Genomic DNA, 26,403 nt, shown 5'->3' with positions numbered 1-26,403 from the left:
GTACGAATTTTTCCTGTTCTCTTTTTGAGAAGGGCATCGAATATAGTAAAACCGACGCACAATTTTAAGTCAAAAAGTTTAAACTATTGTAATGAAACAGGTTAATTTGAAGATAGTGTGAAGGGCTGAATTTTCACCTTCAAAGCTTTTTGGCTTCTTCCCAGAATTGGTCCATTTCTTCAAGGGTGGAATCCTTGACCGTTTTGTCCTTTTCTTTCAAACGTTTTTCGATATGGCGAAAGCGTTGCTCAAATTTACTGTTGGTTTGACGCAGGCTGTCTTCCGCATTCAGGTCAAAATATCGGCTTACGTTTACCAGCGAAAATAGCACGTCTCCAAATTCATCTGACAACTCTTCCTGATTCCCATTTTCTAATGCCTGCCGGAATTCCTGCAATTCTTCATCCAGCTTCTCCCAGGCAAGTTTCCATGCCGGCCAGTCGAAGCCTACATTGGCGGCTTTTTCCTGCATGCGTTGTGCCCGTATCAATGCCGGCAGGTGAACCGGTAAGCCATCCAGGGTCGATTTTTTCCCTTCCTTCAGCTTTATGTTCTCCCAATTCTCCGATACCTGTTCTTCTCCGTCAACTTCGGTATCTCCAAATACATGGGGGTGACGCCTGATCAGTTTTTCCATCAGGGTGTAGATCACATCCCCAATGTCGAACGTCTCGGTTTCGCTGGCCATTTTTGAATGAAAGACCACATGCAGTAACAGATCCCCGATCTCTTTTTTGAACTCGTCATAGTCTTTGTTGTCGAGGGCTTCAATGGCTTCATAGGCCTCCTCGATCAAATTATCTTTGATGGATTCGTGGGTTTGTTTTCGGTCCCAGGGGCATTCTTTCCTGAGTATGGCTACCAGTTCAACGAGGTCTTCAAAGTTTCGGGTGGGCTTCATGCTAAAATGTGTAGTGTTAAAGGTTCGATTTTCAAGCACTCTTAAATTTAACACTTAACATTGAGCAATGAACGCTCATTAAGTTTTTTTCTTCTTTTTTTGAGCCGCAGGGAACAGAATGTTGTTCAGTATAAGTCGGTATCCGGGACTGTTGGGGTGCAGGGCCAGGTCAGTGGGAGGGTCGTTCACCCGATGCGTATAGTCTTCCGGATCATGACCGGCATAAAAGGTAAAGGTTCCATTTCCGTAGTTACCGTGCAGGTATTTAACCTGATCACGACCGGGAGCTTCACCAAGAATAACAGCTGATGATTTTACTTTATCCTTTTGAAAAGCAGTGGTCTGCCCATAGAAACCTCGAACACTGCTCACATGGTTTTGTGTAAGCATGGTTGGAACCGGATCCCATTTGGCTGAAAATTCAAACAGTGTAAAGAAATCAAGGGATTGATCTACCCGGTTAATTGAAACCGGAACATCAATATCGGCATGTTCATACTCAGATGGATTGGTCTTTAACTGAAAATTCTCGAAGGCAAAGGTCTTGCTGAAGTCGAGTTTTTCCTGTGCATTTGGATCGGCGGGGTCCCCGTCAAATTGTTCTGGGGCTATGTCAACGCCCTCGGCAGCTAAGGCAATGTCAAAGGTATCGGTTCCTGAACACATGGCAAACAGGAAGCCGCCGTTACCGACATATCGTTTAATGGTACGTGCTACTTCTTTTTTTTGCTCGCTTACGGATGAAAAACCCAGTTTTTCGGCCATGGCCTCCATTTGTTTTACCTGGGCTATATACCAGGGCATGCTTTTATAACTGGCCCAGAATTTTCCGTATTGTCCCGTAAAATCCTCGTGGTGAAGATGCAGCCAATCGTATTCATCCAATTTACCTTCCAGTACTTCAGTGTCCCAGATCTTATCATACTCCACTTCAGCATAGGTTAGCGCCAGGGTTACGGCATCATCCCAGGGGAGCGCTTGATCAGGGGTATAAACGGCGATCTTTGGGGCTTTTTCAAGTGGCACTACCGCAGTATTACTGCTGTTACTTTCAACCTCAGAAATGATACGATTTACCTCGGCCGAACTAAGGGTCTCAAAAGAAACATTACGTAACCTGCTTTTACGGATGATATCATTTTCAGCCTGTACCAAGAAACTGCCTCCGCGATAGTTCAGTAACCACTGAGCAGAATAACCATCCACAATATGGTTGAATACCACACCATAGGCTTTAAGATGATTCGTTTGTGAAGCATCCATACTTACAAGTATGTGTTGTTGAGCCTGAACATACATGAACGGTGCTATGCAAAACAGAATGATTGAAATGATCTTGGTCTTCATAATCTCTCAGGAGTTTTTGGAAGTCGAAAATTCAGTCAGTTTTTCACGGGCATATGGAGCATAAAAGCCGGTAGGATAGGATAATATCAACTCCTCAAATATATCTTCCGCGGGTTGAACCGAAAGCTGAGTGGAATCACCTAATCTTTCAGAAAGGAGGGCTTTTTCCCAAAGCAGTTTCTCCTTTACAGGTGACTCCGATCCGGCGGTTAAAAAGTTATTCAACGCCGTATATTTATCCTCATCCGGGATATAAGGAGACTGTACATAAAATAGGATGGCGTCGTCTTTAAGTGCGTAAAATTCCGGGTCAGTAATGATGTCTGAAAAGATCTCAGCTCCCTGTCTTGTTTTTCCATTATTGTCTAAAAACACAGCTTCAGCAAATGTTTTAAGGTTAGAACCGGTAGTATCGATGGACAGTCCATCTTGTAGCCAAAGCCTTAATGCCAGCGCATCATTGGCATAAAATGAGGTGTTGTTACGTCCAAGGGTTTTGAGCTGAATGGTAGCAAATTCAAAATCACCGGCGTAAAAATCCGTCAATGCCAGGAAATATCGTGTCTTTTCTGCGATCTCACCGATCTCTGCCATCTTATTGGAACGGGTAAGCTGTATCCTGGCCTGGGGGAATTCCTTTTTACTTAGGTGGATCCTTCCTTCAAGATAGGGGATCTCAGGTTGTTCAACTGTACCTGAGGTGGATTTAAGCTTTTCCAGTGATCGTTCAGCGGTTTCCAGATTGAAAATATGATCCAAAGATAATTCAGCCTTCTTTAGAAAAACATGACTCATACGGCTATAACTGTTCGTCTCTGTTTCGATGGAATCCAGCATGGCCATCGATAAATTATACAGGCTGTCACTATTGGCCTGGCGCTCGAGACTGAAATCATCCAGGTATTTTGCCCACCGTGAGTAGGTTTCTGAGAGTTCTTCAAGACTTCGCCACCTTAATTCACCAAAGGTGTTATCCGTATAAAATGAAAAGGCGTCAATGGCGAGTTCAAATTCATTGTTTTCCACAAGTTGCCTGCCAAGGTTGAAGACTGAATAGTTGTAGCTGTTTGAACGGTTTTCGTATTCTTTTGCGGCCGCTAATGCCCTGCGGTACAGCTTATTTTCCTGAAGCAGCCAGATCTGAAGTTCATAGTAAGTTCTGTACAGTGAATTAGTGACAGAGATATCAGATAGCCGGTCATTCAGTTCTACAATTGTGATATCGTACAGTATGGGGTCATTAAATCGTAACAGACTGCGTTGGATAAATGTGATCTGATTAGGGGATTCTTCCAAAAGAGCCAGCCATTCGTTGATGGCAAGTTCATATTCCCCGGCCTGCATGTAGGCATTGGCGATGTCCCCAAAAAAGAGTTGTTTGTTCTGCAGGTCTGTACGCGCTTGTTTGTAAACATCCACAGCTTCGAGGTATTCCCGTCGATCTACCATTTTTCGGGCTGTGTTTATGTAGATCTGATATTGTTTTGGATTCTCGCTGATGTTCGATTTCCATATTTCAAGGGCTCTTTCTTCATTACCCAGATAGTGATTGAGCTCCCCGATCCGGATCTTGATCTGCGCATCAAAATTAGGCCTTCCTTTAAATTTTCCGGCTATCTCTAATCCACGATCATAATCCTTGACTTGAATCAGACAGTCGATCAATCGATCCGCATAAACATACATGTCTGGATCTTTCTGATGCAGTTCCTCCAGAATAGGAAGTGCCTCGGAATACTCCTGCTGCTGTATGAGCCGAACGGCCAGTTGATAATCACTGCTATTTTGAGCCATCACGCCTGTACTCAACAGTAAAAACAAGAATGAAAGAATATATGTGATGTGCTTGATCATTTACTGAATTTGAATTTTGGTTTCAGGAGAGAACTTTTTGAGCTCTCGGTAAAATCGGTTCAGCGGAAACCCGACGACATTGTAGTAATCACCTTCGATCTTTTCTACAAACAGGGCACCATGATCATCCTGAATACCGTAACCTCCGGCCTTGTCCATGGGACTCCCTTTTTTAACATACGCTAAAATATCGGACTCATCCAACGTGCTGAATGTTACTTTGGTCTGTTCATAAAAACTTAGGGTGTCAGAGGTTTGACCATTCCCGTCTGTTTTTACAAAAGCCACACCCGTATAAACACTATGAGTTGTGCCGCTAAGATCCGTTAACATTTGAATGGCGTCTTCTTCGTCAGTAGGTTTACCAAGGATCTTGCCCCGGTGTACCACAACAGTATCTGAACCAATTATCAAAGATCGAAAGTGATGCTTTGCGACATCCTTTGCTTTTTCCAGAGCCAGTTCTTCAACCAGTGCAACCGGGTCAGTGAGATCTGAATCTTCAGAAATGCTACTGGGGGATATCATAAACCTCAACCCGATCTGTTCTAAAAGTTTTTTTCGCCTGGGACTTTGAGAGGCAAGAATTACCTGCATGTATGAGTTTTGAGCTTTTGGGTTTATCAGATTATTAAATAACTTTGTCCGTCATTCACTGAAGTAATTTGAATTAATTTAAGCAAAAGAACATGGCAAAACGAAAAGGTAAAAAAGCAGTCGACCAACCAATGTTTTTTTCTGCGTATAACTATAAGATGATCGGTTTTGCGATATTGCTTATAGTTGGTGGATTCACAGCCATGTATTTAGAGAATGAAGTAAATGGTTTTATTTCTCTTTTCATTTCTCCAATTGTGATCATGGCAGGGTACGTTCTTGTGATCTTTGCGATCATGAAACATGACCGAGACGAAGATATTTCTACAAACCCCGGTTAATCCCGTGTTAGACCGTTGGGTAAATATCTTTTTTTCCCTATCAATAATCGTTGTCTTTACAGTTTATAGCGGAGCAATCACCCATCAACAAATACTGATAGGGTTATTATTAGCATTTCTTTTAACGTTCACTGCTTTTCTCATCAATTGGTTAACTATTGATGGGGCGGTATCAGCTACCATTTTTGGTATGATCGCCTATGGGCTTGGAGGAACATTAGGCGCCGGTTTGGTGCTCGCATTTTTTATTTCGGGTTCCATTCTGTCAAAAGATCAGGTGTCGGAAGAAGGGTTTCTCGAGAAAAAATTCAGGCGAGATGGGAAACAGGTTTGGGCCAATGGTTTTTGGTTCTGCTTAGGAATTTTGATCTGGTTTTTTACCAAACAACCAGAGTTTTTGGTGGCTGCCTCGGCATCATTAGCAGCAACTACATCCGATACATGGGCTACTGAGATCGGTTACAGGCGGTTTAAGTCACAAACAAGGCTTATTACAAGCTGGAAAAAAGTTGAACCCGGAACCGATGGCGGTATTAGCTTTTATGGTACACTTGGTGGAATTCTGGGGGCTGCCTTCATAGGAATTTTGTATTGGTTACTGGCTGAAAATGGAAATTTGTTTGAAGCGATCACTATATCTGCTCTTGGATTTTTAGGTTGTCTCACGGATTCTTACATTGGCGCCCGTTACCAATATCAACAAATCGAACTCTTTGGATTTCGGTTATTTGGGATCGACAAGCTATATGTTAGCAACAACATGGTTAACTGGATCTCAGCCGGGATCGCAACGATCATAAGTTTTATCATAATTTTAATTACTGGCATATGAAATGGTATAGAAAATTACACTGGCAAATCATTATCGGTTTAGTTCTTGGCTTGATCTGGGGACTGGTAGCCAACCTTGTTGGGCTGAATGATTTTACACAGGAATTTATCAAACCGATCGGAACCATTTTTATAAAACTGCTTGTATTGATAGCAGTTCCTTTGGTATTGGTCTCGTTAGTGACAGGGGTTACAAGCCTGAACGATACCGCTCAGTTATCCCGGATGGGAGGTAAGACCGTTGCAATTTATGCCATCACAACCGTATTCGCGATCAGTATCGGTCTGGCTACAGTAAATATCATGAAGCCGGGAAAATCACTGCCGGTAGAAACAAGGGAACAACTTCAGGCTACCTACAGTGAATCGCTGGAAGGAAAGGATGAAGCTGCTATGGAAGTCATGGAGCGCGGACCGCTTGATTTCTTTGTAGATATTGTGCCTGAAAACTTTTTTAGTGCTGCTTCTGATAACTCCAACATGCTGCAGGTTGTATTTGTGGCAATTCTTCTTGGAATTGGGATCATACAGATCGGTGGAAAGAAAGCGGAAACACTTACCAACTTTTTCGATGCTTTCAATGACGTGATCATCCGGATCGTGGAGATCATCATGCTTACAGCTCCCTATGGGGTCTTTGCACTTATGGCCTCACTGTTGATAGATCTCGCAGGTGATGATCTTGGCAAGGCCCTGGAGTTGCTTTATGCCCTAGGCTGGTATTGTCTGGCCGTGTTGATCGGTTTGACGATCCACGTTTTTGTGGTGTATGCCAGTTTGTTCAAGGCCACCAGTAACATGAAATTGAGCACTTTTTTCCGTGCTATTCAGCCGGCTATGTTGCTCGGTTTCAGTACCAGTTCCAGTGCGGCAACCCTTCCGGTTACCATGGAGCGGGTTGAGAAGAACCTGGGTGTGGAAGATGAGGTCGCGAGTTTCGTTCTGCCAATTGGTGCCACCGTAAATATGGACGGTACCAGCCTGTATCAGGCAGTAGCAGCGGTATTCATTGCGCAGGCACTTGGTATGGATCTGACTCTCGTTCAGCAGCTAACGATCGTGTTAACCGCCACCGCTGCTTCCATAGGTGCAGCCGGCGTTCCGGGTGCCGGGATCATCATGCTTGTTATTGTACTTGAATCGGTTCAGGTGCCAACGGCTGGAATTGCTCTGATCTTAGGGGTAGACAGGATCCTGGATATGTTCCGAACCATGGTCAATATCACCGGCGATGCTGCGGTTTCTGTGGCTGTTGCCTCTTCAGAGGGACTTTTAAGCGAAGCCCACCTCGATGATTAGAATCTCAAATTTCAGGAAATTTTACATGAGTTTATGCCTGAAAATATGTTAATTAGATAGACATTTTTTTAAGTAACCACGGTGCCTATGGCCATAAAGTTACTATCTGAACACTTAATTAAAATCCTACATATCGCCCTTTTTACCCTGATCTCTCTTTTGGGATTTCAGGCTGAAGCCCAATCTATATTATTGCCGGGCGATGTGGCCGTGGTATCCGTGAACGCATCCAATAATACCGTTGACCTGGTTCCGCTTATTGATGTAGAAGAAGGTACTGAGATCTATCTATCTGCCGGAATATGGGATGCTTCAACAAATGTGTTAACCGGCACGGAAGCATCACTGCGTTTCTTGAATCCGGTTCAGGCCGGTAGTATCATTCATATTAATGGTAAGAGTACCGAGAACTATGAATTCAACGGTAGGTTACCATTCAGGCGAACGCAAAATCAGTTTTACGTCTATCAAAAGGATGAGAATGTTTATCGGTTTATCTACGGATTGAATTTCGGATCGGTTTCCGAAGATGCAGAAATGCTGGCTACTGAAATACCCCCGGTTTTAAATGAAACGGAAAACTCATTTGTTCAACTTGGTGTAAAACCTAATCATCAGTATTTCATAAAAAATGGGGCTAGCGGTACTCAAAACATGATCCTGCAATTTTTGGGTGAAGCCTCGAACTGGAAAAGCAGTGATACACCGATCTCTCCCTTCGGAGTTAGCTTTAATGTGCTGAAACCACCGGTTGTGATGTTTGAAAATACATATTCATCCTATCTTGAAGGAGATTCCACCGCAGCACTTCAGGTTTCAATATTTGAACATGACGGTTCCCGGATATCAGTAGATGTGGCATTTGAAGCCTCTCAAAGTTCTGCTGATACCATGGATTTTTCAGGCTACAAGGCCCAGACCTTGAATTTTACAGGGTTGGTGGGAACATACACAACCAAGGTTCCAATCCCTGTAGCTGAGGATGCTAATTTTGAGGGTCGTGAAGGAGGAATTTTTTACCTGACCAATTTAACTGACGGCTCACTCGGTGATTTTATATCACACAATGTGATGGTAGAGGATAAAAAAGTGCCAAACCTGGTTATTTCAGATGTTTCTAACAAAGGGGAGAGAGGGAGTTATGTTGAGATCAGTAATCTCGAAAATTCAGATGTATCGGTCAAAGGATGGGTATTGGAAACAAATAATTTCACGTTAGGCATAGATAGTTCTTTGGTCATTGGCCCCTATAAAAAATTAAGAATTTTCGATGGATCGGGAGAAGACTTTACAGAAGGTCCTGTTCATTTATATAATCTGAAAGGTTTGACCCGTTCCTTAACAGTTGGAGACGGAGGACTGTTAAGTCTTAAAAATTATAACAGTAAGATTATTCATCAGGTAGGTTTTAGAAATTCAGGCTCGGAACAGAACAATGCGATCGTTGCAGATAATTCTAAGAATAATGATGAAAATGATCGGGTAGTAAGACCCGGAGATACAGCAGTCAGTTCTGTACAAAGCAGTGTAGGTGGTTGGAACCTGACTTCAATGAAATCTGAAACGGCAGCAACTCTTTCTCAGGATATGAAGCTGCTGATCTGGGATGATCAAACGAAAACATTCAATTCACCTGAAACCCTGGCTGAAAGTAATGGGAATGTTTTGGTATTGGGTGATTACGGTGACACCGAACTTCAGAAACTTAAGGATAATGAGGTTCAACTCAGAGCCAAAAGTAGCAATGATAACTCCGTAATGGTTAAACTCAGTGCAGTTGACCTGGATGAAAATGATGTTATCAATGGAGCAGAAGGTATGAACCTGATTACACTTCCATTTGATGAAGAAATTCCGGTTGGAGCGCTCAGGAATTTGATAAGTGATAAAATTGAGAGTTCCACCAATACATTTGAGTTCTTTGAACAAGCAAAAGGCGCTCAGGGCTTGCTTGATTTCAGATCTTTATCAAATAAAGAAAAGTTGACTCCCGGTTCCATTTATATACTCAGAATCAAAAATGAGATGGAACCGAAGGATATTGAGATCAGTAAGGGTGAGTTAAGCAGTGCAATTAGTGAATTTGATGAGACTGTAAACCTAAATGATATTGATACCGGATCAGTAACTCTAAAACTGAAGTCAGGACGGTTTGAACAGGAGATCAACTTAATGATAGATCCTGAGAATTTAGTTGAAAATAAGACAGACCTGAATTCATTATCTGGATTCTTGCCCGACTCATATTCTCCTTTTTCATTCTCAGCAATTCAAGGGGATGAATATTTTGAAGTGGTATCAATTCCTGAGTCGGCCGAGCAGGTTATTTCAATGCCATTGAGTTTTGGTGGCTCCACTAATGATTCTTATACTTTGTCCGTTACGAAATGGGAGAATATTCCTTCCGGCTGGACAGTGAAATTACTCGATAGATTCAATGATAAAGAATATGATCTGAGATCAGATTTTACGTTGAACTTCGACCATACATTTAGTGAAAGTGATGGATCACGAAACACAGAACGGTTTGAGGTGCAGGTCTATCCGGAAGTTGCTAACCAGCAGGCTGAGGAAAGTCTTTCTGATGTACCGAAAGAAATTGAACTAAACCAAAATTATCCGAATCCTTTTAATCCGGTTACAACCATTTCATTTTATTTACCTGAATCGAGGGATGTGAAGTTGTCTATATTTAATATCGTTGGTCAGCCTGTAGCGGTACTGTTTGAAGGCAGGCTTTCATCCGGGCGGCAGCAGTTTGAATGGGATGCCACCGATAAGCCAAGCGGTATGTATATCTACCAGTTAGAAGTGGGTGATAAAGTTATGACTCGAAAAATGACATTAGTCAAATAATGAACATATTTGGAGTTATAACCGTTACTCTTATAACTATAACAATCAATAAAACATAGAGGTTACTACTCAATATCTATCATGCAATTTAAAACAATTCAGGGTGTGGAAGTACCGGAGATCGGATTAGGAACACATCGATTAATTGGCAGGGAAGGGGAGAATGCCATAAAGCTCGCTCTCAATCTTGGTTACAGACATATTGATACCGCACAAAGCTATAAAAATGAACGGGAAGTCGGAGAGGCGATAAAGCGCTCGCACGTAGATCGGGATGAGATCTTCCTTACCACTAAGATCTGGCATACCCATCTTGATAAAAAAGATGTACTTAAAGTGGCAGAAAATTCCCTAAAAGAGCTGGATACACCATATGTGGATCTTCTGCTGGTTCACTGGCCAAACCCCGAAGTGGATATTGAACAGACCATGGAAGCTTTTCTTTCGCTCCGGGATCAGGGTAAAGCACTGAATATTGGAGTGGCTAACTATCCCTTGTCTAAGCTTAAGGAACTTAACGAAGAGCTGGCAGCCCCTGTTTTCTGCAATCAGGTTGAATACCATCCCTTCTTAGGTCAGCTTGACCTGCTTGATTACGCCGCAGAACAAGACCTGTTATTTACAGCTTACTCACCGTTGGCGCAGGGTAAGGTCATGGATGATCCATTGCTGAAGAAACTTGGTGAGAAGTATGGGAAATCTCCTTCTCAGATAGCACTTCGATGGCTGATAGAACAGGAACAAGTGGTTGCCATTCCCAAGGCATCTTCAGAACAGCATCTGAAAGAGAATATAGATATCTATGATTTTGCGCTTGAGGATGATGACTTTTACGCGATCGATGATCTGGATAAAACCACGCGGTTAGTGGATCCTGATTTTGCTCCCGATTGGGACAATTGATCAGCCGTTTTTTTTACATTCAGCTAAGACCAGAACCTCACCGTTCTGGTTTTTTAGTTGATGGAGGTAAGTATGCTCATCTGTTTTTATAACTTCTGATGCGATCGAATCTCCTGCTACACTCTCTCTTAGAAATTGTATATCGATGACGTTGATAGGGGAAGAATCCGTGTCTGAGTGGTGTTCCATGATCCACTCAACGTAACGGGCGTTGTTGACGTGATCATTCATGTCAAGGTCCGAGTTTCTCACGTCGAATGAGTATGACTCACCCATATCCTGAAAGGGTTTTAACCGTGTATCTTTTGGGTCCAAAACATGATCAATATCCTTAAGGCGCATATTCAGTACTTCTTCCGGCATACGGGCCGGCCTGCGTGTCTTTATGTTGATCATCATCCAATAGCTTAAACAAACCCCAAGCGTTTCACCGCTTTTATCCAGGATCCTGTAATCCCGGAAAGCCTTCAAGGCATCTCCGGCTGCAGGCCAGGTTTCGATGGTGATCTCATCACGCCATTTTGGGAACCGATCGATGTTTACATCCATGCGATGTAAAACCCAGGTCAGGTCTTGTTCCTGAAGTTGAGAAATGTCAAAATTGAGCTTAAGTGCATGATTACCGGCTACCTCCTGAAATAAAGAAAATAATGCAGGCAAGGTAGCTTTTCCGCCATTATCTACCTCATTGGCTCTGATCTTGAAATCTTCTGAGTACTTTGTGATATCAGTTTTCATCTAAAATTGTAACGCTTTGGTTTAAAAGGTCCGGTTCTGTAATATTTGAATGAACTATGCATAGGTTGAAATAAAAAAGCCACAGATCAGAATTGACCTGTGGCCATTTATTTAAGATCCGGTGTTAAACTAAAAAGTTTTCACCTTTATTAGGGATGATCACTTCTGTATCAGTGATACCCTCAAGTATCTCCTTGAATTCATTTGGGTCGCTATCTATTGGAGGCCAGGTTCCATAATGCATTGGAACTGCTATTTCGCATCCAATGAGTTCAACCGCGTAAGCTGCTTCCTCAGGCCCCATCGTGAAATGATCTCCGGTTGGAGCCAGGACCACATGCGGGCGATATAATTCCCCATAAAGTTCTAGATCTGCAAATATGTTGGTGTCGCCCATATGATAAACACAGATGTCATCTTCAAAAGATATCACCAATCCACCGGGATCGCCGGCATATTTTCCTTTATAAGAGGAGCTGTGATTGGCAGAAACCAAAGTCACTGAGAAATCTTCAAAGTGAATAGTTCCGCCTTTGTTGAAACCTACCGCCTGATCTTCAGGGAGGCCTTCTTCTTGTAGTATGCCAACAAGTTCCAGAATACCGACCACCTTGGCTCCGGTATTTTTCGCGATCTCAACGGTATCACCAACATGATCTTCATGACCGTGAGTGAGTAAAATATAATCTGCTTTATCCACCTTTTTAAGTTCGTCAGGGGTAGATGGATTATCTTTTAAGAATGGATCGATATAAATGATCTTGCCACTTTGACTTTCCAGCTTAAATGCTGAGTGACCAAGCCATTTAGCTTTAATTTGTGTATTCATAAACTCCTATTTTAATTCCTTGTTTGATTCTTACACGTAATTAAATGAAAATCAGGCTAAAATGATTCGTTAAATAGGAAATAATAGCAGAAGTTTAAGCACTAACCGTGTTATACTTCCGATGAATTAACTATGATTACAAGTAGATGAGTATTTTTGATAGCATTAGAGATATTTTTAAGTCTGAGAGCGATGGCTCAGTCAACCCTAAATGGGGCAAATTGACAGCTTCATCCGAACTGAGTGAAATTGAAGAAGCTTCTCACTCAAAACCACAGCTTATTTACAAGCACAGCACACGGTGTGCCACCAGTTACTTTGCCTTAAAGGATCTTCAAAAGATCCCGGAAAGTACGTTTGAAAACATAAATGGATATTTGGTTGATGTGATCGGCCAAAGGACTTTATCGGGTGAAATTTCAAAGTATTTCAACATACGTCATGAATCACCGCAAGTGATCATAGTAAAGGATGGTGAGGTCATATGGACAGCGTCACATGGAAATGTACGAACAGAATCAATACTCGATGTCATTGAGTAATGGAACCAATTTAGGTTCATTCAATAAAAAATATTTATGTAGGGTATCATTAAATATGTGATTGACCTTTGATAATTGTATATTTTTATTTTCGTAATAATTTAAAGCATTTTAAATGCTTATATATGATGCAGTTAACGCTTATTAATGTGGAGTACTGATGGAGGGTAAAGAACTTAACGGGGTGACTTCCGGAAATGTATATCAACCACTCACAATGGATTACATTTTGGGTGAACAGGGGATCGGAAGCTTAAAGTTTTTAGGATTACTTACAGTTTGGGTTGCACTGATCGCAGTCAGCATATCGTCGGTTTTTATTGTTGAAAATTATTTTGGCTTTTCGGACATCCTCAATCAGGATAAGATCGGACAAGTATTTTTGATACAGATCCCAATGCTTATCGGAATGTTATTGATGTTTTGGGTGGGTTTTGAATGGGGATTCATACCTGTGTTTGTTTCCACCTTTGTTTTGGCCTTTACAGCATCTATGACATGGTACTGGTCGTTGCTCTACTCATTCTCATTCACTTTAGGCTTATCGATCTTTGCTTTGTCGTACTACTGTGTCTCTTTTGATCTGAGCCTCAAAGATCTAAGAAGCTTTACATTCTATATTGTAGTTTCGTTATTTGCAGCTTTAGCCTGTTCGCTTGGGGCTTTTGTCTGGAGCCGATTCTATAACCTGCCTTTGTTTGAAACCCTTCTGATCTGGAAAAGCTGGTGGGTCAGTTTGTTCCTGCAATCTGTGTTGGTAGCGGGGCCAATTCTCTATTTCTTTACACCAATGGTCTATCGGTTTCGAAGCAATAAATTCAATGTTCCTGAAAAAGAAGAGGTTTCTCTTAAGTGGATCTATTCGACGATCACTGTTGTGGTTTTAGTATTGGCCATGTTTATTATCTCTGCCAAGTTACTTGGTTCGCAATCCATTGAGTCTGAGATCATGAACTCCGGCCTGGCCATGGGGTCTGAACTGTACTCAAGTATAAGCAGTGTGAATGAGTCGTTTGAGATCGTAACCTGGATATCAATCTCACTGGTATTTTTCATTGGTATTGGCAGTATTTATCTGGTGGGCAGCTGGAACAAGAACCTTAAGGATGAGGTTGATTCACAAACTCAGGTATTGCGTTTAAATGAAGTCAAACTCAATGCCGCACTTGATGAGAGAGATGAACTGCTGAACGAAATTCACAATAGAGTCAGGACAAACCTGACCATGGTTCTGGCCGTACTGGAACTTCAATTAAAGAGTGATACCTATAAAACAAATGAGCAGATCCTGAAGGATTCGCACTCTTTGATCCGTTCGTTGACCATTGTTCACGAATCCATGTCTCAAACCAAAAGTGCCAGTCAGGTCGATCTGAAAAATTACGCCATCAAACTGAGTAACCGGGTTGAGCAGTCACTTAGAAAAGATAAAAAAGATATTCAATTTACGGTGAAGGCAGATGAAGGCATTACTTTAGACATGGATCGTGCCATACCGTTTTCACTGATCACAAATGAGTTAGTGATGAATGCTTGTAATCACGGTTTTAAGACCGGAGATAAAGGCAGTGTGGTTATTGACATAAGTAAGGATGACGAGACGATTACCTTGAAGGTATCTAATAACGGACAGGGTCTTCCTTCTAATTTTGAGAACAAAGCTTCCAGTGGAATAGGAATGCGTATCATTCGGGCATTCAGTAAGCAGCTCAATGCCGAACTGGATTACTTTTCAACAAATGTTACTACGTTTATCTTAAAGATCCCTGTAGATTAATCTAAATGAGATGAAAAGCTTTCTGATCTGGTTATTGGTAACGGTTACAGGGGCAGGGATCGGATATGGGATAAGCTGGCTAACAGGTTTAAATCCATATCTTTGCATGGGTGTAGGAGTGGTTATTGGCAGTTCAATTGGGGTTACTGCAAATATTCATCGAGATCAACAGGCTATGCCCGGACGGGAAGAGGACTCCATTCTTGACAAAAGTTCTTCCAAAACTTCTGATAATAATTCCTTGTCGAATCGAACTAAGACCGATCAAACAGAGAACTGAAGTTTTCTTCAAAATCTGGTTCTATGAGGCCTTTTTCGGTAATAAATCCGGTAATGTACTCGTGAGGAGTGAGGTCAAATGCCGGATTAAATGCATCCGTTTTCTTGGGAGTGATAGGGGTACTTCCAAATTGAGTTACTTCTTCTGCTTCACGTTCTTCTATCTCAATGTCACCACCCGAAGCCGTTTCAGGATCTACAGTTGAAAGTGGGAGAGCTACGTAAAATGGAATGTCATTCTCTTTGGCGAGTACCGCCAGGGGATAAGTCCCAATTCTATTAATTACATCACCGTTGGCCGTAACACGGTCGGCTCCAACCAAAACCATATCAACCTCACCTTTATTCATCAGGGAACCGGCAGTGGAGTCGGTGATCAACTTATAGGGTATCTCAGTTTTTTCAAGTTCCCAGGCGGTCAATCTTGCTCCCTGTAAAAGAGGGCGGGTTTCATTCACCCAAACGTGAATATTTTTTTCAGCCTCATGAGCATGCAGGATGACTGAAAAAGCTGTACCGAATGCTCCGGTTGCTAAAGCTCCCGTGTTACCATGGATTAAAACTTTAGCCCCTTTTTTTATGAGTTGAGAACCATGTTCACCAATGTTTTTACACCCTCGTTTGTCTTCAGCATGAATGGTTTTTGCAGTTTTAAGGATGATATCCTTGATCTCATCCAGTTCCTTGTCCTTATTGGCAAAGATCGTTTGTTTGATGCGTTGAAGAGCCCAGGTTGAATTCATCGCGGTTGGGCGTGCCGATCTCAGATAATCGATCCATCGGTCTATTTCTACACTGAAACTCGTAAAGTTCCTTGATTCAAGGTCTCTAACACCCAGGTACAACCCATAAGCAGCCGCTATACCTACAGCCGGGGCTCCGCTGATCTTTAAATTTTTGATGCACTCCCAAACTTGCCCAATGGTATTTACATCAGAATAGATCTCCCGAAGAGGGAGCTGAGTTTGATCCAGGATAACTAAATGATCGTCTTGCCAGGTGATGGTTTCGTAAGCAGGTTCCATGAATGATTCGTGAACTTTAATTAAATGGGGCTCAGTCAATAAAGCTAACCTGAGCTCCCTTAACAAATTTAAATCCTTCTATGTAATGGCCTAATGGCCGGCAGCGTATCCATCTCCACGGGGATCCACTCCACTTGAATATGAACCATCCGGTTCAACATAGATATTATGAGCTCTTCCAATGCCGGGCATGGGGAAGATGGAATGGCCTTTTTCCTGAAGCAAATTTTGAGTATCAGGGCTGAGGCCAAAATCATCGATAAAGAGCATATCAGGCAACCATTGGTGATGAAATCGAGGGAAAGCTGTGGACTGTTGTGGCCTCATATCAAATACCGCACGGTTTAAAAAACTTTGAAGGGTGGCAGTTATGATCCGTGGTCCGCCTGCAGCTCCAAGTACCATATCAACCCGGTTATTTTTAGTCACGATGGTTGGCGTCATACTGCTGAGCATACGCTTTCCGGGTTCAATAGCGTTAGCCTCCGCACCGATCAATCCATAGGCGTTAGGTTCCCCCGGTTGAGCTGAAAAGTCATCCATTTCATTGTTGAGAAGAAAACCTGCACCGCTAACGGAAACATGGCTTCCAAAAGACCCATTAAGGGTTGTAGTAACTGCAACGGCATTTCCTTCACTGTCAACAACTGAAAAGTGCGTTGTTTCATCTGATTCAACAAACCCCGCTATTTCTCCATGTGACAAGGAAGCAGAGGAAGTGACCGTATCCGTTGAAAAATTTTCCATTCTTGTATCATTATACTCTTCACTGATCAACTCAGAAACCGGGACGTTTACAAAATCAGGATCCCCCAAATAGTAAGACCGGTCTGCAAATGCCCGACGCATAGCCTCGCTGACCAAGTGCACATAATCAGCGGAATTGTGTCCCATTTCTTCTAAAGGGTGATCATTGATCATGTTCAATATCTGTGCAATGGCAATACTTCCACTGCTGGGAGGAGACATGATATGTAAGGTATAATCTTTGAATTCAACTTCTACAGGATCCCTCCATTGGCTCTCATAATTGTAGAGGTCGTTATAGGTGATAAGGCCTCTGTAACGTTCCATTTCATTTACAATAGCATCTGCTACTGGACCTGCATAGAATCCCTCCCGCCCAAAACGAGCTATCCGTTCAAGGGTATTTGCAAGGTCTTCTTGCACAAATAGATCCCCTTCTTTGAACTCAGTATCATCTTTTTTTGTGAAATACTCAGCAGATACCTGATATTTTTTAAAGGTGTCTTTATGATTATTGAGTGATTCTGCATGCGAATATGACAGCTTATATCCTTCCCGGGCAAGCTTAATAGCCGGTTGTAGAACCAGATCGAGGGGTAATTTTCCGTAGCGTTCTAACGCCTTGATCATTCCATCCACAGTTCCGGGAACCCCTACTGCCAGGATTCCCTCCCAGCTTAGGTCAGATTTAAATTCCCCATTTCTGACATACATGTCACGCGTGGCTTTTTCAGGAGCCTTTTCCCTGAAATCCAGAGCGGCCGTTTCACCATCGGCTAAACGTATCACCATAAAGCCTCCACCACCAATATTGCCGGCTCTCGGTAGTGTAACGGCAAGTGCAAACTGAACAGCAACGGCAGCATCTACAGCATTACCACCCTGCATCAGAATTTCATTCCCGATCTCTGAAGCATACTTATCGGCTGTTACCACCAGCCCGTTTTTAAAGTTTTTTGATTCAAATACCTGCGCCTTAATATCTGTGGTAATAAATGAGAATAGCAGGAGACTGAGTAGTGTGGAAAAGAAGCGGGTTACTTTCATAGGTAGATGATTTTTTAATTCGTGGCTAAAATAGTAGAAGTTTACACCTTTTGCAGAACGAAAGTTTGGAAGCTTTATTTAGTAAAAGATCACGCCCGTGGGTGAAATTCCTTATGTACCTGATGGAGAAAGGACCGGTCGATGTGTGTATAGATCTCGGTGGTAAGGATAGAAGAATGCCCAAGCATTTCCTGAACGGCCCTGAGATCGGCTCCGCCTTCCAATAGATGAGTGGCAAATGAGTGGCGGAAAATATGGGGATACACATTTTTCTTGATCTCAGCTTTTTCAGCTGCTTTTTGAACTATGTTCCAGATGCTCATTCTGGATAAGGCACTGCCCCGCACACTCAAAAATACTTTATTCTTTGCTTTATGGGCTTTTTCGGAGTTGAAGAATTGAGGACGTACGTGTTCTGTGTAGTGAGAGATGGCATCCTGGGCGATCTCCCCAACCGGAACCAATCGCTCTTTGTTTCCCTTCCCGATCACCCTGATGAACCCGATCTCAAAGATCAAACGGTCTTGCTCAAGTCCGGTAAGTTCGCTTACACGCATCCCGGTTCCGTACAGAGTTTCCAGTATTGCTTTGTCCCTGATGCCGGCAGGGGAGCTAAGATCCGGTGTCTCCAGAATGGCTTCGATCTCGTCCCGATCTAAAACCTCGGGCAACTTGGATGCCTTTTTAGGGAGTTCCACAAGCTCTGCAGGATTGGCTTTAGTGATACCCTCTACCACCGCAAATTCATGAAAACCCCGAATACTGGAGATGTTTCGAGCAAGGGAACTGGCTGAAAGCAGTTCATCGTCTACCAGATAATTCAGAAAATCTTCTATATGGCCGAGTGTGACCCCCGACAAGTCTTGGATCCTTTTTTCGGCGGTGAGGTACACAAAATACCGTTCAAGGTCATTTTTGTAGGATACCACAGAATTTTTACTCAAACCTTTTTCCAGTTTGATAAACTGAAGGTACAGATCAAGTTCTTGCTTAAAAGCCAAAACTAATCGTCTTTAGTTTCATTTTCCTGAACCGGTTCAGTAGGAGTATCAAGTGAGGCCTTCTGCTTGATCTCACTTTTCTGTTTCTCGCTGTCTTCAGGATATTCTACCCGGCTATGGTAAACACCCACAAGTATATTCAGGAAGGTCTCTTTGATAACCTGCAGATGCCTGAATGTGAGAGGACAGTGACTCAGCTGACCTTCAGCCACCCGGTCATCTACCATGCGGTTAACCAGGTTTTCGAGTTTGCTGTAGGTAGGATTTTTCATAGCCCGTGATGCAGCTTCGATGCCATCAGCCAGTAACAAAATACCGGTTTCTTTGGTTGATGGAAGCGGCCCCTCATACCGGAACTGGTCTTCCTCCAGCATACTTTTCAGGCTTTCGTCTTCTTTAGCCTTCTCATAGAAATACCGAATCACAGAGGTGCCATGATGCGTCTTTATGAAGTCAATGAGGTTGCCCGGGAGGTCATGCTCTTCAGCCATTTTAACCCCTTCACTCACATGAGCTTTGATCACCATAGCGCTCATTTGAGGTTTTAGTTTGTCATGCTCGTTGGATCCTTTGGTCTGATTTTCCACGAAATAATCAGGCTTAACCATTTTACCTATATCGTGATAAAGGGAACCCACACGGCAAAGCAAAGAGTTTGCACCAATGGCCGATGCAGCGGCTTCAGCCAGATTTGCCACCTGAAGACTATGATGAAACGTACCGGGAGCCTTATTCATGAGATCTTTTAATAATGGCTGATTGGTATCGCCCAGTTCGATGAGGGTAAAATCGGTGGTTACACCAAATATCTTTTCAAAGATAAGAATGATGGGATAGGTGAATAGAATGAACACTGAGCTGATAGCGATGTACATCAGGTCAGACAAAAAAGTATCCCATCCGCTGAGTGCTGCTACATTGAATGACCCGATCACGATCACGTAGGTTAGGAATACAATGCCCGGTGTGGTAAAGAAAAATTGGGAACGATCCTTTATGTCTCGTACTGAAAATACCCCAAGGCTACAAGCTGTAAAGGTCGCAACGATATATTCAAAGCTGTTACCATGAATAAGCCCAAGTAAACTGGCCAGCATGATGGATGAGACAAGCCCAACCCTTGAGTCAAATATGATAGTAAGTACGATGGGTGCAATGGCCACCGGTATGATATACGGGTCCGCGATATCAAAATAGTTGATAAATCCACCTGCGAAAGAGACCAAACCAAGAGTTAAGAAAACCAGAAAGAATAAGGCATTATTAGAGGTTATATTTCGCCTATATAAATAGATATACATGAAGAAGACGAGTGTGACAGCAACAATGATGATAAGTTGTCCGGCAAAACGTACCCACCTTTCAATTTCTGTCGCATTTTCTGAACGAGCCTCGGCAAGGCTTCTTAGTATGTTGGCCCGTTCATCATTTACAAGGTCACCACGCCGGATGATCACCTGTCCCTGAGTCACTGCACCCTTGGTTTCCGATATCTCGGCTAAGGCTTCCTGAAGTTTAGCCTGAGTATCTTCCTCACTGTAGTTCATGTTTGGGCTGATAACTTTATTGTAGATCTCCAAAGCGAGTCTTGCTTGCTCTTCATTGAACATCCGGTTTAATCGGAATTGAACAAATTCATTGGCTTCCCTCAGGTCTCTGATCCGCGCAAGGTCAACTGACTGCTCCGTGCTTTCCCTTGGATTTCTGATGGTGATCTGACTGGTATTTAAAGTGCCCTTATTTCTGTCAATTATACCTTGGTCTATCAGCTGATCGATCAGTAATTCCAGCTGTTGTTTGACGGTTACTCCAATGAATTGTGAAGGAGCCTGGTTCGAATTCTGTACTTCATGATAGCTATCCAATAATAGCTGCCATGAGCTGCCGGTCAGATCAAGGTTTGACTCTTCAAGTGTTGAGGCAAAATATGCGCTATCCACATCAACCGTTGCCGGGGTTGTTTGTTTTGAAACCTGCCAGTCATGATAAGCTTCTAACACAGGCTGCATCTGTCGGTAGGTTGAATCGAGTCTGGATTGTATGGTGATGGGAGCATTGGCATCAACTCTGAATATAGGGGCCGTGTTTTCCCGGATCTCCTGCCGTTCTTCCTCTAATTCTGCATCTGTTTTCTGAATGGAAAAGGTGAAAGGAGCCGTTAAGTCAGCATTTCGCCAGGGCTGATTCAGGGCATAATTTAAACCGGAGCTGACCGGGTTTTTAGGCAAGGAAAAAGCACTGATAACAATAAATAGAAATACGATGAGTGCTCTTAAATATGGATTTCTTTTCAGGGAATACTTTTCCTGTTCCTTTTTCTTTTTCTCACCAATGAGAGGAGCCAGTTCTTTACGCTTCTGACTCAAACCAAGTTTTTCAAGTAAGCTCATTAAGCAGCTTTTTTAAAATTCAACCAAAGGTTAACAACCAAACCCTAATTTACAAATCTTTTTGCAGTAAACAGTTATCAGTGAAAAGAGATTCTATGAGGGTATTTAAAAAATAAGATTTGATAGTGGTACAAGCTCTGCCGATGTTCTGCTAACTGCTAACTGCTAACTGCTAACTGCTAACTGCTAACTGCTAACTGCTAACTGCTAACTGAACAAAGCATGTCATTCAAGACAAAGAAAAGTCTGGGCCAACATTTCCTCACTGACAATAATGTCATATTTAAGATCTTAAAATCTATAAATGCAGAGGATGGAGATAGGGTGATTGAGATCGGACCCGGAACGGGAGCCCTCACAAAATGGATGGCAAAAAGTATATCTGATCTTCACGTGATCGAATTGGATAAAAGGGCCGTGGAGGTACTTCAACAAGAGATCAATAGTATTACCATCCACCAGCAGGATGTCTTAAAAGTGAACTGGAGTGAGATCGTCGATCCAAAAAAGAAAAACGTGGTAGTAGGTAACTTACCCTATTATATAACCTCACCCATACTTTTTGATCTGCTTGAAAATCGAAAACATTTTTCGGAAGCAGTTTTGATGATGCAAAAGGAAGTGGCTGAACGGCTGGTAGCAGAACCCTCCTCAAAGGAATACGGTATCATGAGCGTTCAAACACAGTTATTCTGCACACCGGAAATTTTGTTTGACGTTGCTCCGGGATCCTTCAGCCCGCCTCCAAGGGTAAACAGTTCGGTCATTAAGTTGAAATTTGACAGACCGGATCTCCCATTTTCAGATGATACATTGAAATCTGTGGTCAGAACGGCATTCAATCAGCGTAGAAAAAAACTCAGCAACTCATTGAAACCGATCTTAGGGGATGAACTCCCGGAAGGATTCAATTATGACGACCGGGCAGACCATTGGTCACCTGAAACCTATGCAAAGTTGTCAGAGCATTTGGAACAGACTGACAGGCTTTCCTGACGCTATACGATTACCGGCAAATAAAATGGTAAATCTGCCTCATTAGGCATCTTCTCTCAATTTAGTTTTGGTTTGGTACGGAAGTTGCAATAAGTACTGCGAAACAGATAAAGGGCATTGCCCAAAAGAAAATTAAACCAAAAACTAAAACTAACAGGAGTCATAAAAATGGCTAAGATTCAACCTTTAGGCGACCGCGTGTTGGTACAGGCTGAGCCTGCTGAAGAAAAAACCAGCTCCGGAATTATCATTCCAGATACGGCTAAAGAAAAACCGCAACAAGGTACAGTGATAGCGGTTGGTGCCGGAAAAGTAGAAAACGGCAATAAAATTGAGATGAGCGTAAAAGAAGGAGACAAAGTTCTCTACGGAAAATACGCAGGTACAGAAGTTACACTTGATGGAGAAGAATACCTGATCATGCGCGAATCTGATATCATGGGTATTGTTTCGTAAACCCACCTTTTCAAGAAATTAAATTACAAACTAAAAATTATAGATAATTATGTCTGCTAAGTTAGTTCATTATGACGTTGAAGCACGCGACGCCCTGAAGAAAGGTGTCGACAAGCTGGCCAATGCGGTTAAAGTAACCCTCGGCCCACGTGGACGCAATGTTGTTATAGAAAAATCATTCGGTTCACCTACTGTAACTAAAGATGGTGTAACCGTTGCAAAAGAAATTGAATTGTCTGATAAGGTCCAGAATATGGGCGCTCAGATGGTTAAAGAAGTAGCCTCCAGAACCAGCGACAATGCCGGTGATGGTACCACAACAGCTACCGTTCTTGCACAGGCTATTTTAAGTGAAGGCCTCAAAAACGTAACTGCCGGTGCCAATCCAATGGACCTGAAATCCGGTATTGAAAAAGCCGTGGATGCTATCATTACTGAGCTGAAATCAATGAGCCGTGATATTGACGATCGCAAAGAGATCGCTCAGATCGGTACCATTTCAGCAAACAATGACGAAACCATTGGTAACCTGATCGCCGATGCTATGGAAAAAGTTGGTAAAGATGGTGTGATCACTGTTGAGGAAGCCAAAGGAACTGAAACTTACCTTGAAACGGTAGAAGGTATGCAGTTCGACCGTGGTTACCTTTCTCCATACTTCGTAACCGACTCTGAGAAGATGGTTACTGAAATGGAAGATCCTTACATCCTGATCTTTGATAAGAAGATCTCAAACATGAAGGACCTGCTTCCAATTCTTGAGAAAGTAGTTCAAAGTGGTAACCCACTTCTGATCATTGCTGAAGATATTGAAGGCGAAGCATTGGCTACCTTGGTAGTTAACAAACTTCGTGGTTCTCTGAAGATCGCTGCTGTTAAAGCACCGGGCTTTGGCGACAGAAGAAAAGCTATGCTTGAAGATATTGCCATCCTGACCGGTGGTACTGTGATCTCTGAAGAGCGTGGATACAAGCTTGAGAATGCAACTCTTGATTTCTTAGGCCGTGCCTCACGTGTAACCATCGACAAAGACAACACAACAATTGTTGATGGAAACGGAGACGATAAAGATATTCAGGGCCGTGTAAATCAGATCAGATCTCAGATCGAGAATACCACGTCTGATTACGATCGTGAGAAACTGCAGGAGCGTCTTGCCAAACTAAGTGGCGGTGTAGCCGTACTTTACATTGGTGCTGCTTCTGAAGTGGAAATGAAAGAGAAGAAAGCCCGCGTTGAAGATGCCCTTCACGCAACCCGTGCTGCTGTAGAAGAAGGCATTGTGCCCGGTGGTGGTGTTGCTCTGCTGCGTTCTTCATCAGTACTTGATAAAGTTAAAGGCGCCAATGACGATGAGAATGTTGGTATTCAGATCATCCGACGTGCTATCGAAGCTCCGCTTCGCACAATTGCCAATAACGCAGGTGTTGAAGGAGCCATCGTGGTACAAAAAGTACTTGAAGGCAAAGACGCTTACGGATACAATGCTCGCACTGAGGTCTATGAAGACCTTATCAAAGCCGGTGTTATCGATCCTACAAAAGTAACCAGAACAGCTCTGCAAAATGCTGCTTCTGTTTCCGGATTGATGCTAACCACCGAAGCTGTTATCTCTGAGAAGCCAAGTAAAGGCGGCGACGATGATGACAACGGCGGCGGAATGCCAGGCGGAATGGGCGGCGGAATGCCAGGAATGGGAGGCATGGGTGGAATGATGTAATTCATCCCTCATAAATCTCAGATCTAGATTTTAGATCCCACTCAATTAATTTTGGGTGGGATTTTTTTATGGCGATATTTTACTATAATCTTTTGTCCATCAATCATTTAAAACGACCATAATGAATCAATTTCTGAGAAATGCCCTGGTAGCCATCTTAAGTTTGTTGATAGGTGGGGCATTAAATATGGGTATCATCATGATCAGCGGATCGGTCATACCGCCACCTGAGGGTGCGGATGTAACTACCATGGAAGGTTTACAGGAAGCAATGCATCTCTTTCAACCCCAGCATTTTTTAATGCCATTCTTGGCTCATGCACTGGGCACTTTACTAGGAGCTTTAATTACGGCATATTTGGTTGTATCAGAACCTAAGAAATGGGCATTATTTATAGGATGTTTTTTCCTGTTAGGGGGAGTTTCAAATGTTGTAATGCTGCCTTCTCCAATTTGGTTTGCTGTGGTTGATATTACCATTGCATACATACCAATGGCTTATTTAGGAGCATTTATTGCAGATAAATTAAAACAGGAGAAATATGAAGGTTAAAGGAGAATTTGAAGTCAAGTTAAACGAATTAAAGGGGTATGCTGAAGGAAAAGAGGGTATCACACTGGGAAGAAGATCGCTGGATAAAATCTTTCACGGTAAACTTTCCGGAGAAAGTAAGGGAGAGATGTTGAGCGCGTTTACTCCAACAAAAGGCTCTGCAGGTTATGTGGCTATCGAGCAGTTTACTGGAGACCTTGAAGGCAAATCGGGCAGTTTTGTGTTACAACATTTTGGCACCATGGCTAAGGGAGAGGAACGGTTGATACTGGAAGTCGTACCGGATTCAGGCACCGGTGATTTATCTGGTATATCGGGAGAAATGAAGATCATCCGTGATAATGGGAAGCATTATTACGAATTCGATTTTAAATTGTAAGAAAATACTTATTTCTGATACTTATCATTTAATCCAATTCCTTTCTTGATCATTGGAATGATCTTATCAAGTCTTCTCTGCTTCGTTTTGCTTTGCTTGGCTGTGGAGATATATTCAGCATAATCACGTTGTCGCCCCGGAGTTAGATCGTGAAATCTACGTTTAAGTTCATCATCATTTGAAAAGTTCTGCGCCAATTCATCAGGAATGGATACCTCCCGTTTGGGATCGATCGTAACTTCACGCCCCATTTTTTGATTGTTGACAGCCTGCTGAATGAGGTTACGGACGATTGCTTCATCAATATCTTCAGGGGAAGTGAAGCGTAATTGTCGAGTGGCTTTGGTTTTTCCCTCTTGAGCATTTGTAAGCACGTTTTCAGGATCATTTAGAAGTGCTCCATTGAAAAACCAGATACCAAAATGCCCTTTGAAAGCTCCAATCGCTAAAACATTCTTTTTACCAAGGGTATAAGTAGGTTGCCCCCATTTTATGGTTTCTTCAAGATTTGTTTCCAAAACCAGTTCTCTTAATCGGATCAAACCTTCTTTCCAAAAGGAATTTTCAGATATGTACGCTTCCACATTTCCTGCTTTTGCCATTGCCGGATCCTGTAAGAGATTTCAAGAATAAAATTTACTCAGACGTCTGCGATAACCTTTCCGGTTTCACCAGAATAGCTTCTTCGTAGGTCACCCCCCAGCCTCTTACGGTTTTCTCACCGGTCAACATCAGATCTGTTTTTATATTTACAGAGTTGGAATTTTCAAAGAAAAGATCGGAATGATCAAACTTTTCACCGGGTATTCCGTAAGTCATACTTCCGGCCTCTAAAACAACACCGATTCCGTCAACGGCAGGGGAACCACCCCAGATCAGTGTTCCCTCAATATCTTGAATCACATCCAGATCCTTATCAGCGGAGGAATTGCAGGCACTGAAAAAGAAAACGATCAGTACCATAGCTGCAATATGTGAGGTTTTAGAGGCCATAC

25 protein-coding genes are annotated in these 26,403 nt (G+C 42.6%); 13 read left to right on the top strand and 12 right to left on the bottom strand.

The genetic code is table 11. The features are described from left to right. Positions 1–139: 139 nt before the first annotated feature. The 4 genes from mazG to C3B73_RS08535 all read right to left on the bottom strand — a co-directional run bounded on the left by mazG (position 140) and on the right by C3B73_RS08535 (position 4,699). Entirely contained in the window at positions 140–901 is a 762-nt protein-coding gene (mazG, locus tag C3B73_RS08550; protein WP_103665184.1) for a nucleoside triphosphate pyrophosphohydrolase, read from the bottom strand. Between the two features lie 78 nt (positions 902–979). Continuing rightward, on the bottom strand, positions 980–2,248 hold the full coding sequence (locus C3B73_RS08545) for an asparagine synthetase B (RefSeq protein ID WP_103665183.1): 1,269 nt from the start codon (positions 2,246–2,248) through the stop codon (positions 980–982). A gap of 6 nt (positions 2,249–2,254) precedes the next feature. Next, positions 2,255–4,102: a tetratricopeptide repeat protein gene (locus C3B73_RS08540; protein WP_103665182.1), complete on the bottom strand. Its 1,848-nt coding sequence runs from the start codon at positions 4,100–4,102 to the stop codon at positions 2,255–2,257. Continuing rightward, positions 4,103–4,699, bottom strand: a complete 597-nt coding sequence (locus C3B73_RS08535; RefSeq protein ID WP_103665181.1) for a Maf family protein — start codon at positions 4,697–4,699, stop codon at positions 4,103–4,105. 92 nt (positions 4,700–4,791) lie between these two features. Here C3B73_RS08535 and C3B73_RS08530 point away from each other — a divergent pair, with 92 nt between their 5' ends. From C3B73_RS08530 to C3B73_RS08510, 5 genes are all read left to right on the top strand, one after another. Next, on the top strand, positions 4,792–5,040 hold the full coding sequence (locus tag C3B73_RS08530) for a hypothetical protein (protein ID WP_103665180.1): 249 nt from the start codon (positions 4,792–4,794) through the stop codon (positions 5,038–5,040). Further along, complete coding sequence (locus C3B73_RS08525; RefSeq protein WP_103665179.1) at positions 5,003–5,872, top strand: DUF92 domain-containing protein; 870 nt, start codon at positions 5,003–5,005, stop codon at positions 5,870–5,872. Before C3B73_RS08530 ends, C3B73_RS08525 begins: the two co-directional genes overlap by 38 nt. After that, positions 5,869–7,170, top strand: coding sequence for a dicarboxylate/amino acid:cation symporter (locus tag C3B73_RS08520; protein WP_103665178.1), 1,302 nt, complete (start codon positions 5,869–5,871; stop codon positions 7,168–7,170). Before C3B73_RS08525 ends, C3B73_RS08520 begins: the two co-directional genes overlap by 4 nt. An 87-nt stretch (positions 7,171–7,257) precedes the next feature. After that, positions 7,258–10,026 carry a T9SS type A sorting domain-containing protein gene (locus C3B73_RS08515; RefSeq protein ID WP_103665177.1) on the top strand — a complete coding sequence of 923 codons (2,769 nt, stop codon included), beginning with the start codon at positions 7,258–7,260 and terminating at the stop codon, positions 10,024–10,026. A gap of 81 nt (positions 10,027–10,107) precedes the next feature. Beyond that, positions 10,108–10,929, top strand: coding sequence for an aldo/keto reductase (locus C3B73_RS08510; RefSeq protein ID WP_103665176.1), 822 nt, complete (start codon positions 10,108–10,110; stop codon positions 10,927–10,929). Here C3B73_RS08510 and C3B73_RS08505 read toward each other — a convergent pair whose 3' ends face one another. Together C3B73_RS08505 and C3B73_RS08500 are read right to left on the bottom strand one after the other, a co-directional pair. Continuing rightward, on the bottom strand, positions 10,930–11,667 hold the full coding sequence (locus C3B73_RS08505; protein ID WP_103665175.1) for an acyl-[acyl-carrier-protein] thioesterase: 738 nt from the start codon (positions 11,665–11,667) through the stop codon (positions 10,930–10,932). A gap of 124 nt (positions 11,668–11,791) precedes the next feature. Beyond that, on the bottom strand, positions 11,792–12,496 hold the full coding sequence (locus C3B73_RS08500; RefSeq protein ID WP_103665174.1) for a metal-dependent hydrolase: 705 nt from the start codon (positions 12,494–12,496) through the stop codon (positions 11,792–11,794). A 146-nt stretch (positions 12,497–12,642) separates the two neighbouring features. Between C3B73_RS08500 and ytxJ the strand changes: the two genes are divergently transcribed. From ytxJ to C3B73_RS08485, 3 genes are all read left to right on the top strand, one after another. Continuing rightward, the gene (gene ytxJ / locus C3B73_RS08495) at positions 12,643–13,038 is read left to right on the top strand and encodes a bacillithiol system redox-active protein YtxJ (RefSeq protein WP_103665173.1); all 396 of its coding nucleotides are present in this window, start codon (positions 12,643–12,645) and stop codon (positions 13,036–13,038) included. 160 nt (positions 13,039–13,198) lie between these two features. Then, a complete protein-coding gene (locus tag C3B73_RS08490; RefSeq protein ID WP_103665172.1) occupies positions 13,199–14,815 on the top strand; it encodes a sensor histidine kinase in 1,617 nt (538 codons plus the stop codon). 10 nt (positions 14,816–14,825) lie between these two features. Continuing rightward, on the top strand, positions 14,826–15,095 hold the full coding sequence (locus C3B73_RS08485) for a hypothetical protein (RefSeq protein WP_103665171.1): 270 nt from the start codon (positions 14,826–14,828) through the stop codon (positions 15,093–15,095). On the opposite strand, the gene mtnA is transcribed toward C3B73_RS08485, so the two are convergent. From mtnA to C3B73_RS08465, 4 genes are all read right to left on the bottom strand, one after another. Next, positions 15,070–16,119, bottom strand: a complete 1,050-nt coding sequence (mtnA, locus tag C3B73_RS08480) for an S-methyl-5-thioribose-1-phosphate isomerase (protein ID WP_103665170.1) — start codon at positions 16,117–16,119, stop codon at positions 15,070–15,072. The two genes, C3B73_RS08485 and mtnA, sit on opposite strands and share 26 nt — an antisense overlap. 90 nt (positions 16,120–16,209) lie before the next feature. Then, the gene (gene ggt, locus C3B73_RS08475) at positions 16,210–17,913 is read right to left on the bottom strand and encodes a gamma-glutamyltransferase (RefSeq protein ID WP_103665169.1); all 1,704 of its coding nucleotides are present in this window, start codon (positions 17,911–17,913) and stop codon (positions 16,210–16,212) included. An 89-nt stretch (positions 17,914–18,002) separates the two neighbouring features. Then, entirely contained in the window at positions 18,003–18,914 is a 912-nt protein-coding gene (xerD, locus tag C3B73_RS08470) for a site-specific tyrosine recombinase XerD (protein WP_103665168.1), read from the bottom strand. A gap of 2 nt (positions 18,915–18,916) precedes the next feature. After that, positions 18,917–21,304 carry an HD family phosphohydrolase gene (locus C3B73_RS08465; RefSeq protein WP_103665167.1) on the bottom strand — a complete coding sequence of 796 codons (2,388 nt, stop codon included), beginning with the start codon at positions 21,302–21,304 and terminating at the stop codon, positions 18,917–18,919. Positions 21,305–21,526: 222 nt separating this feature from the next. Here C3B73_RS08465 and rsmA point away from each other — a divergent pair, with 222 nt between their 5' ends. The 5 genes from rsmA (at position 21,527) to C3B73_RS08440 (ending at position 25,408) form a co-directional block, all read left to right on the top strand. Continuing rightward, positions 21,527–22,300: a 16S rRNA (adenine(1518)-N(6)/adenine(1519)-N(6))-dimethyltransferase RsmA gene (gene rsmA / locus C3B73_RS08460; RefSeq protein WP_103665166.1), complete on the top strand. Its 774-nt coding sequence runs from the start codon at positions 21,527–21,529 to the stop codon at positions 22,298–22,300. A 168-nt stretch (positions 22,301–22,468) separates the two neighbouring features. After that, a complete protein-coding gene (groES, locus tag C3B73_RS08455) occupies positions 22,469–22,756 on the top strand; it encodes a co-chaperone GroES (RefSeq protein ID WP_103665165.1) in 288 nt (95 codons plus the stop codon). 49 nt (positions 22,757–22,805) lie between these two features. Continuing rightward, positions 22,806–24,476 (top strand): chaperonin GroEL, encoded by a 1,671-nt coding sequence (groL, locus tag C3B73_RS08450; RefSeq protein ID WP_103665164.1) that lies wholly within the window; start codon positions 22,806–22,808, stop codon positions 24,474–24,476. A 121-nt stretch (positions 24,477–24,597) separates the two neighbouring features. Continuing rightward, a complete protein-coding gene (locus tag C3B73_RS08445) occupies positions 24,598–25,029 on the top strand; it encodes a hypothetical protein (RefSeq protein WP_103665163.1) in 432 nt (143 codons plus the stop codon). After that, positions 25,019–25,408, top strand: coding sequence for a DUF3224 domain-containing protein (locus C3B73_RS08440; protein ID WP_103665162.1), 390 nt, complete (start codon positions 25,019–25,021; stop codon positions 25,406–25,408). Before C3B73_RS08445 ends, C3B73_RS08440 begins: the two co-directional genes overlap by 11 nt. Before the next feature lie 8 nt (positions 25,409–25,416). Here C3B73_RS08440 and C3B73_RS08435 read toward each other — a convergent pair whose 3' ends face one another. Then, on the bottom strand, positions 25,417–26,010 hold the full coding sequence (locus C3B73_RS08435) for a YdeI/OmpD-associated family protein (protein WP_103665161.1): 594 nt from the start codon (positions 26,008–26,010) through the stop codon (positions 25,417–25,419). 34 nt (positions 26,011–26,044) lie between these two features. Next, complete coding sequence (locus C3B73_RS08430; RefSeq protein ID WP_103665160.1) at positions 26,045–26,401, bottom strand: hypothetical protein; 357 nt, start codon at positions 26,399–26,401, stop codon at positions 26,045–26,047. Between the last annotated feature and the right edge of the window lie 2 nt (positions 26,402–26,403).

Source organism: Gracilimonas amylolytica (assembly GCF_002911695.1).
In the GTDB taxonomy this organism is placed as follows: domain Bacteria; phylum Bacteroidota; class Rhodothermia; order Balneolales; family Balneolaceae; genus Gracilimonas; species Gracilimonas amylolytica.
This window is presented reverse-complemented; position numbering and strand designations above follow the sequence as displayed.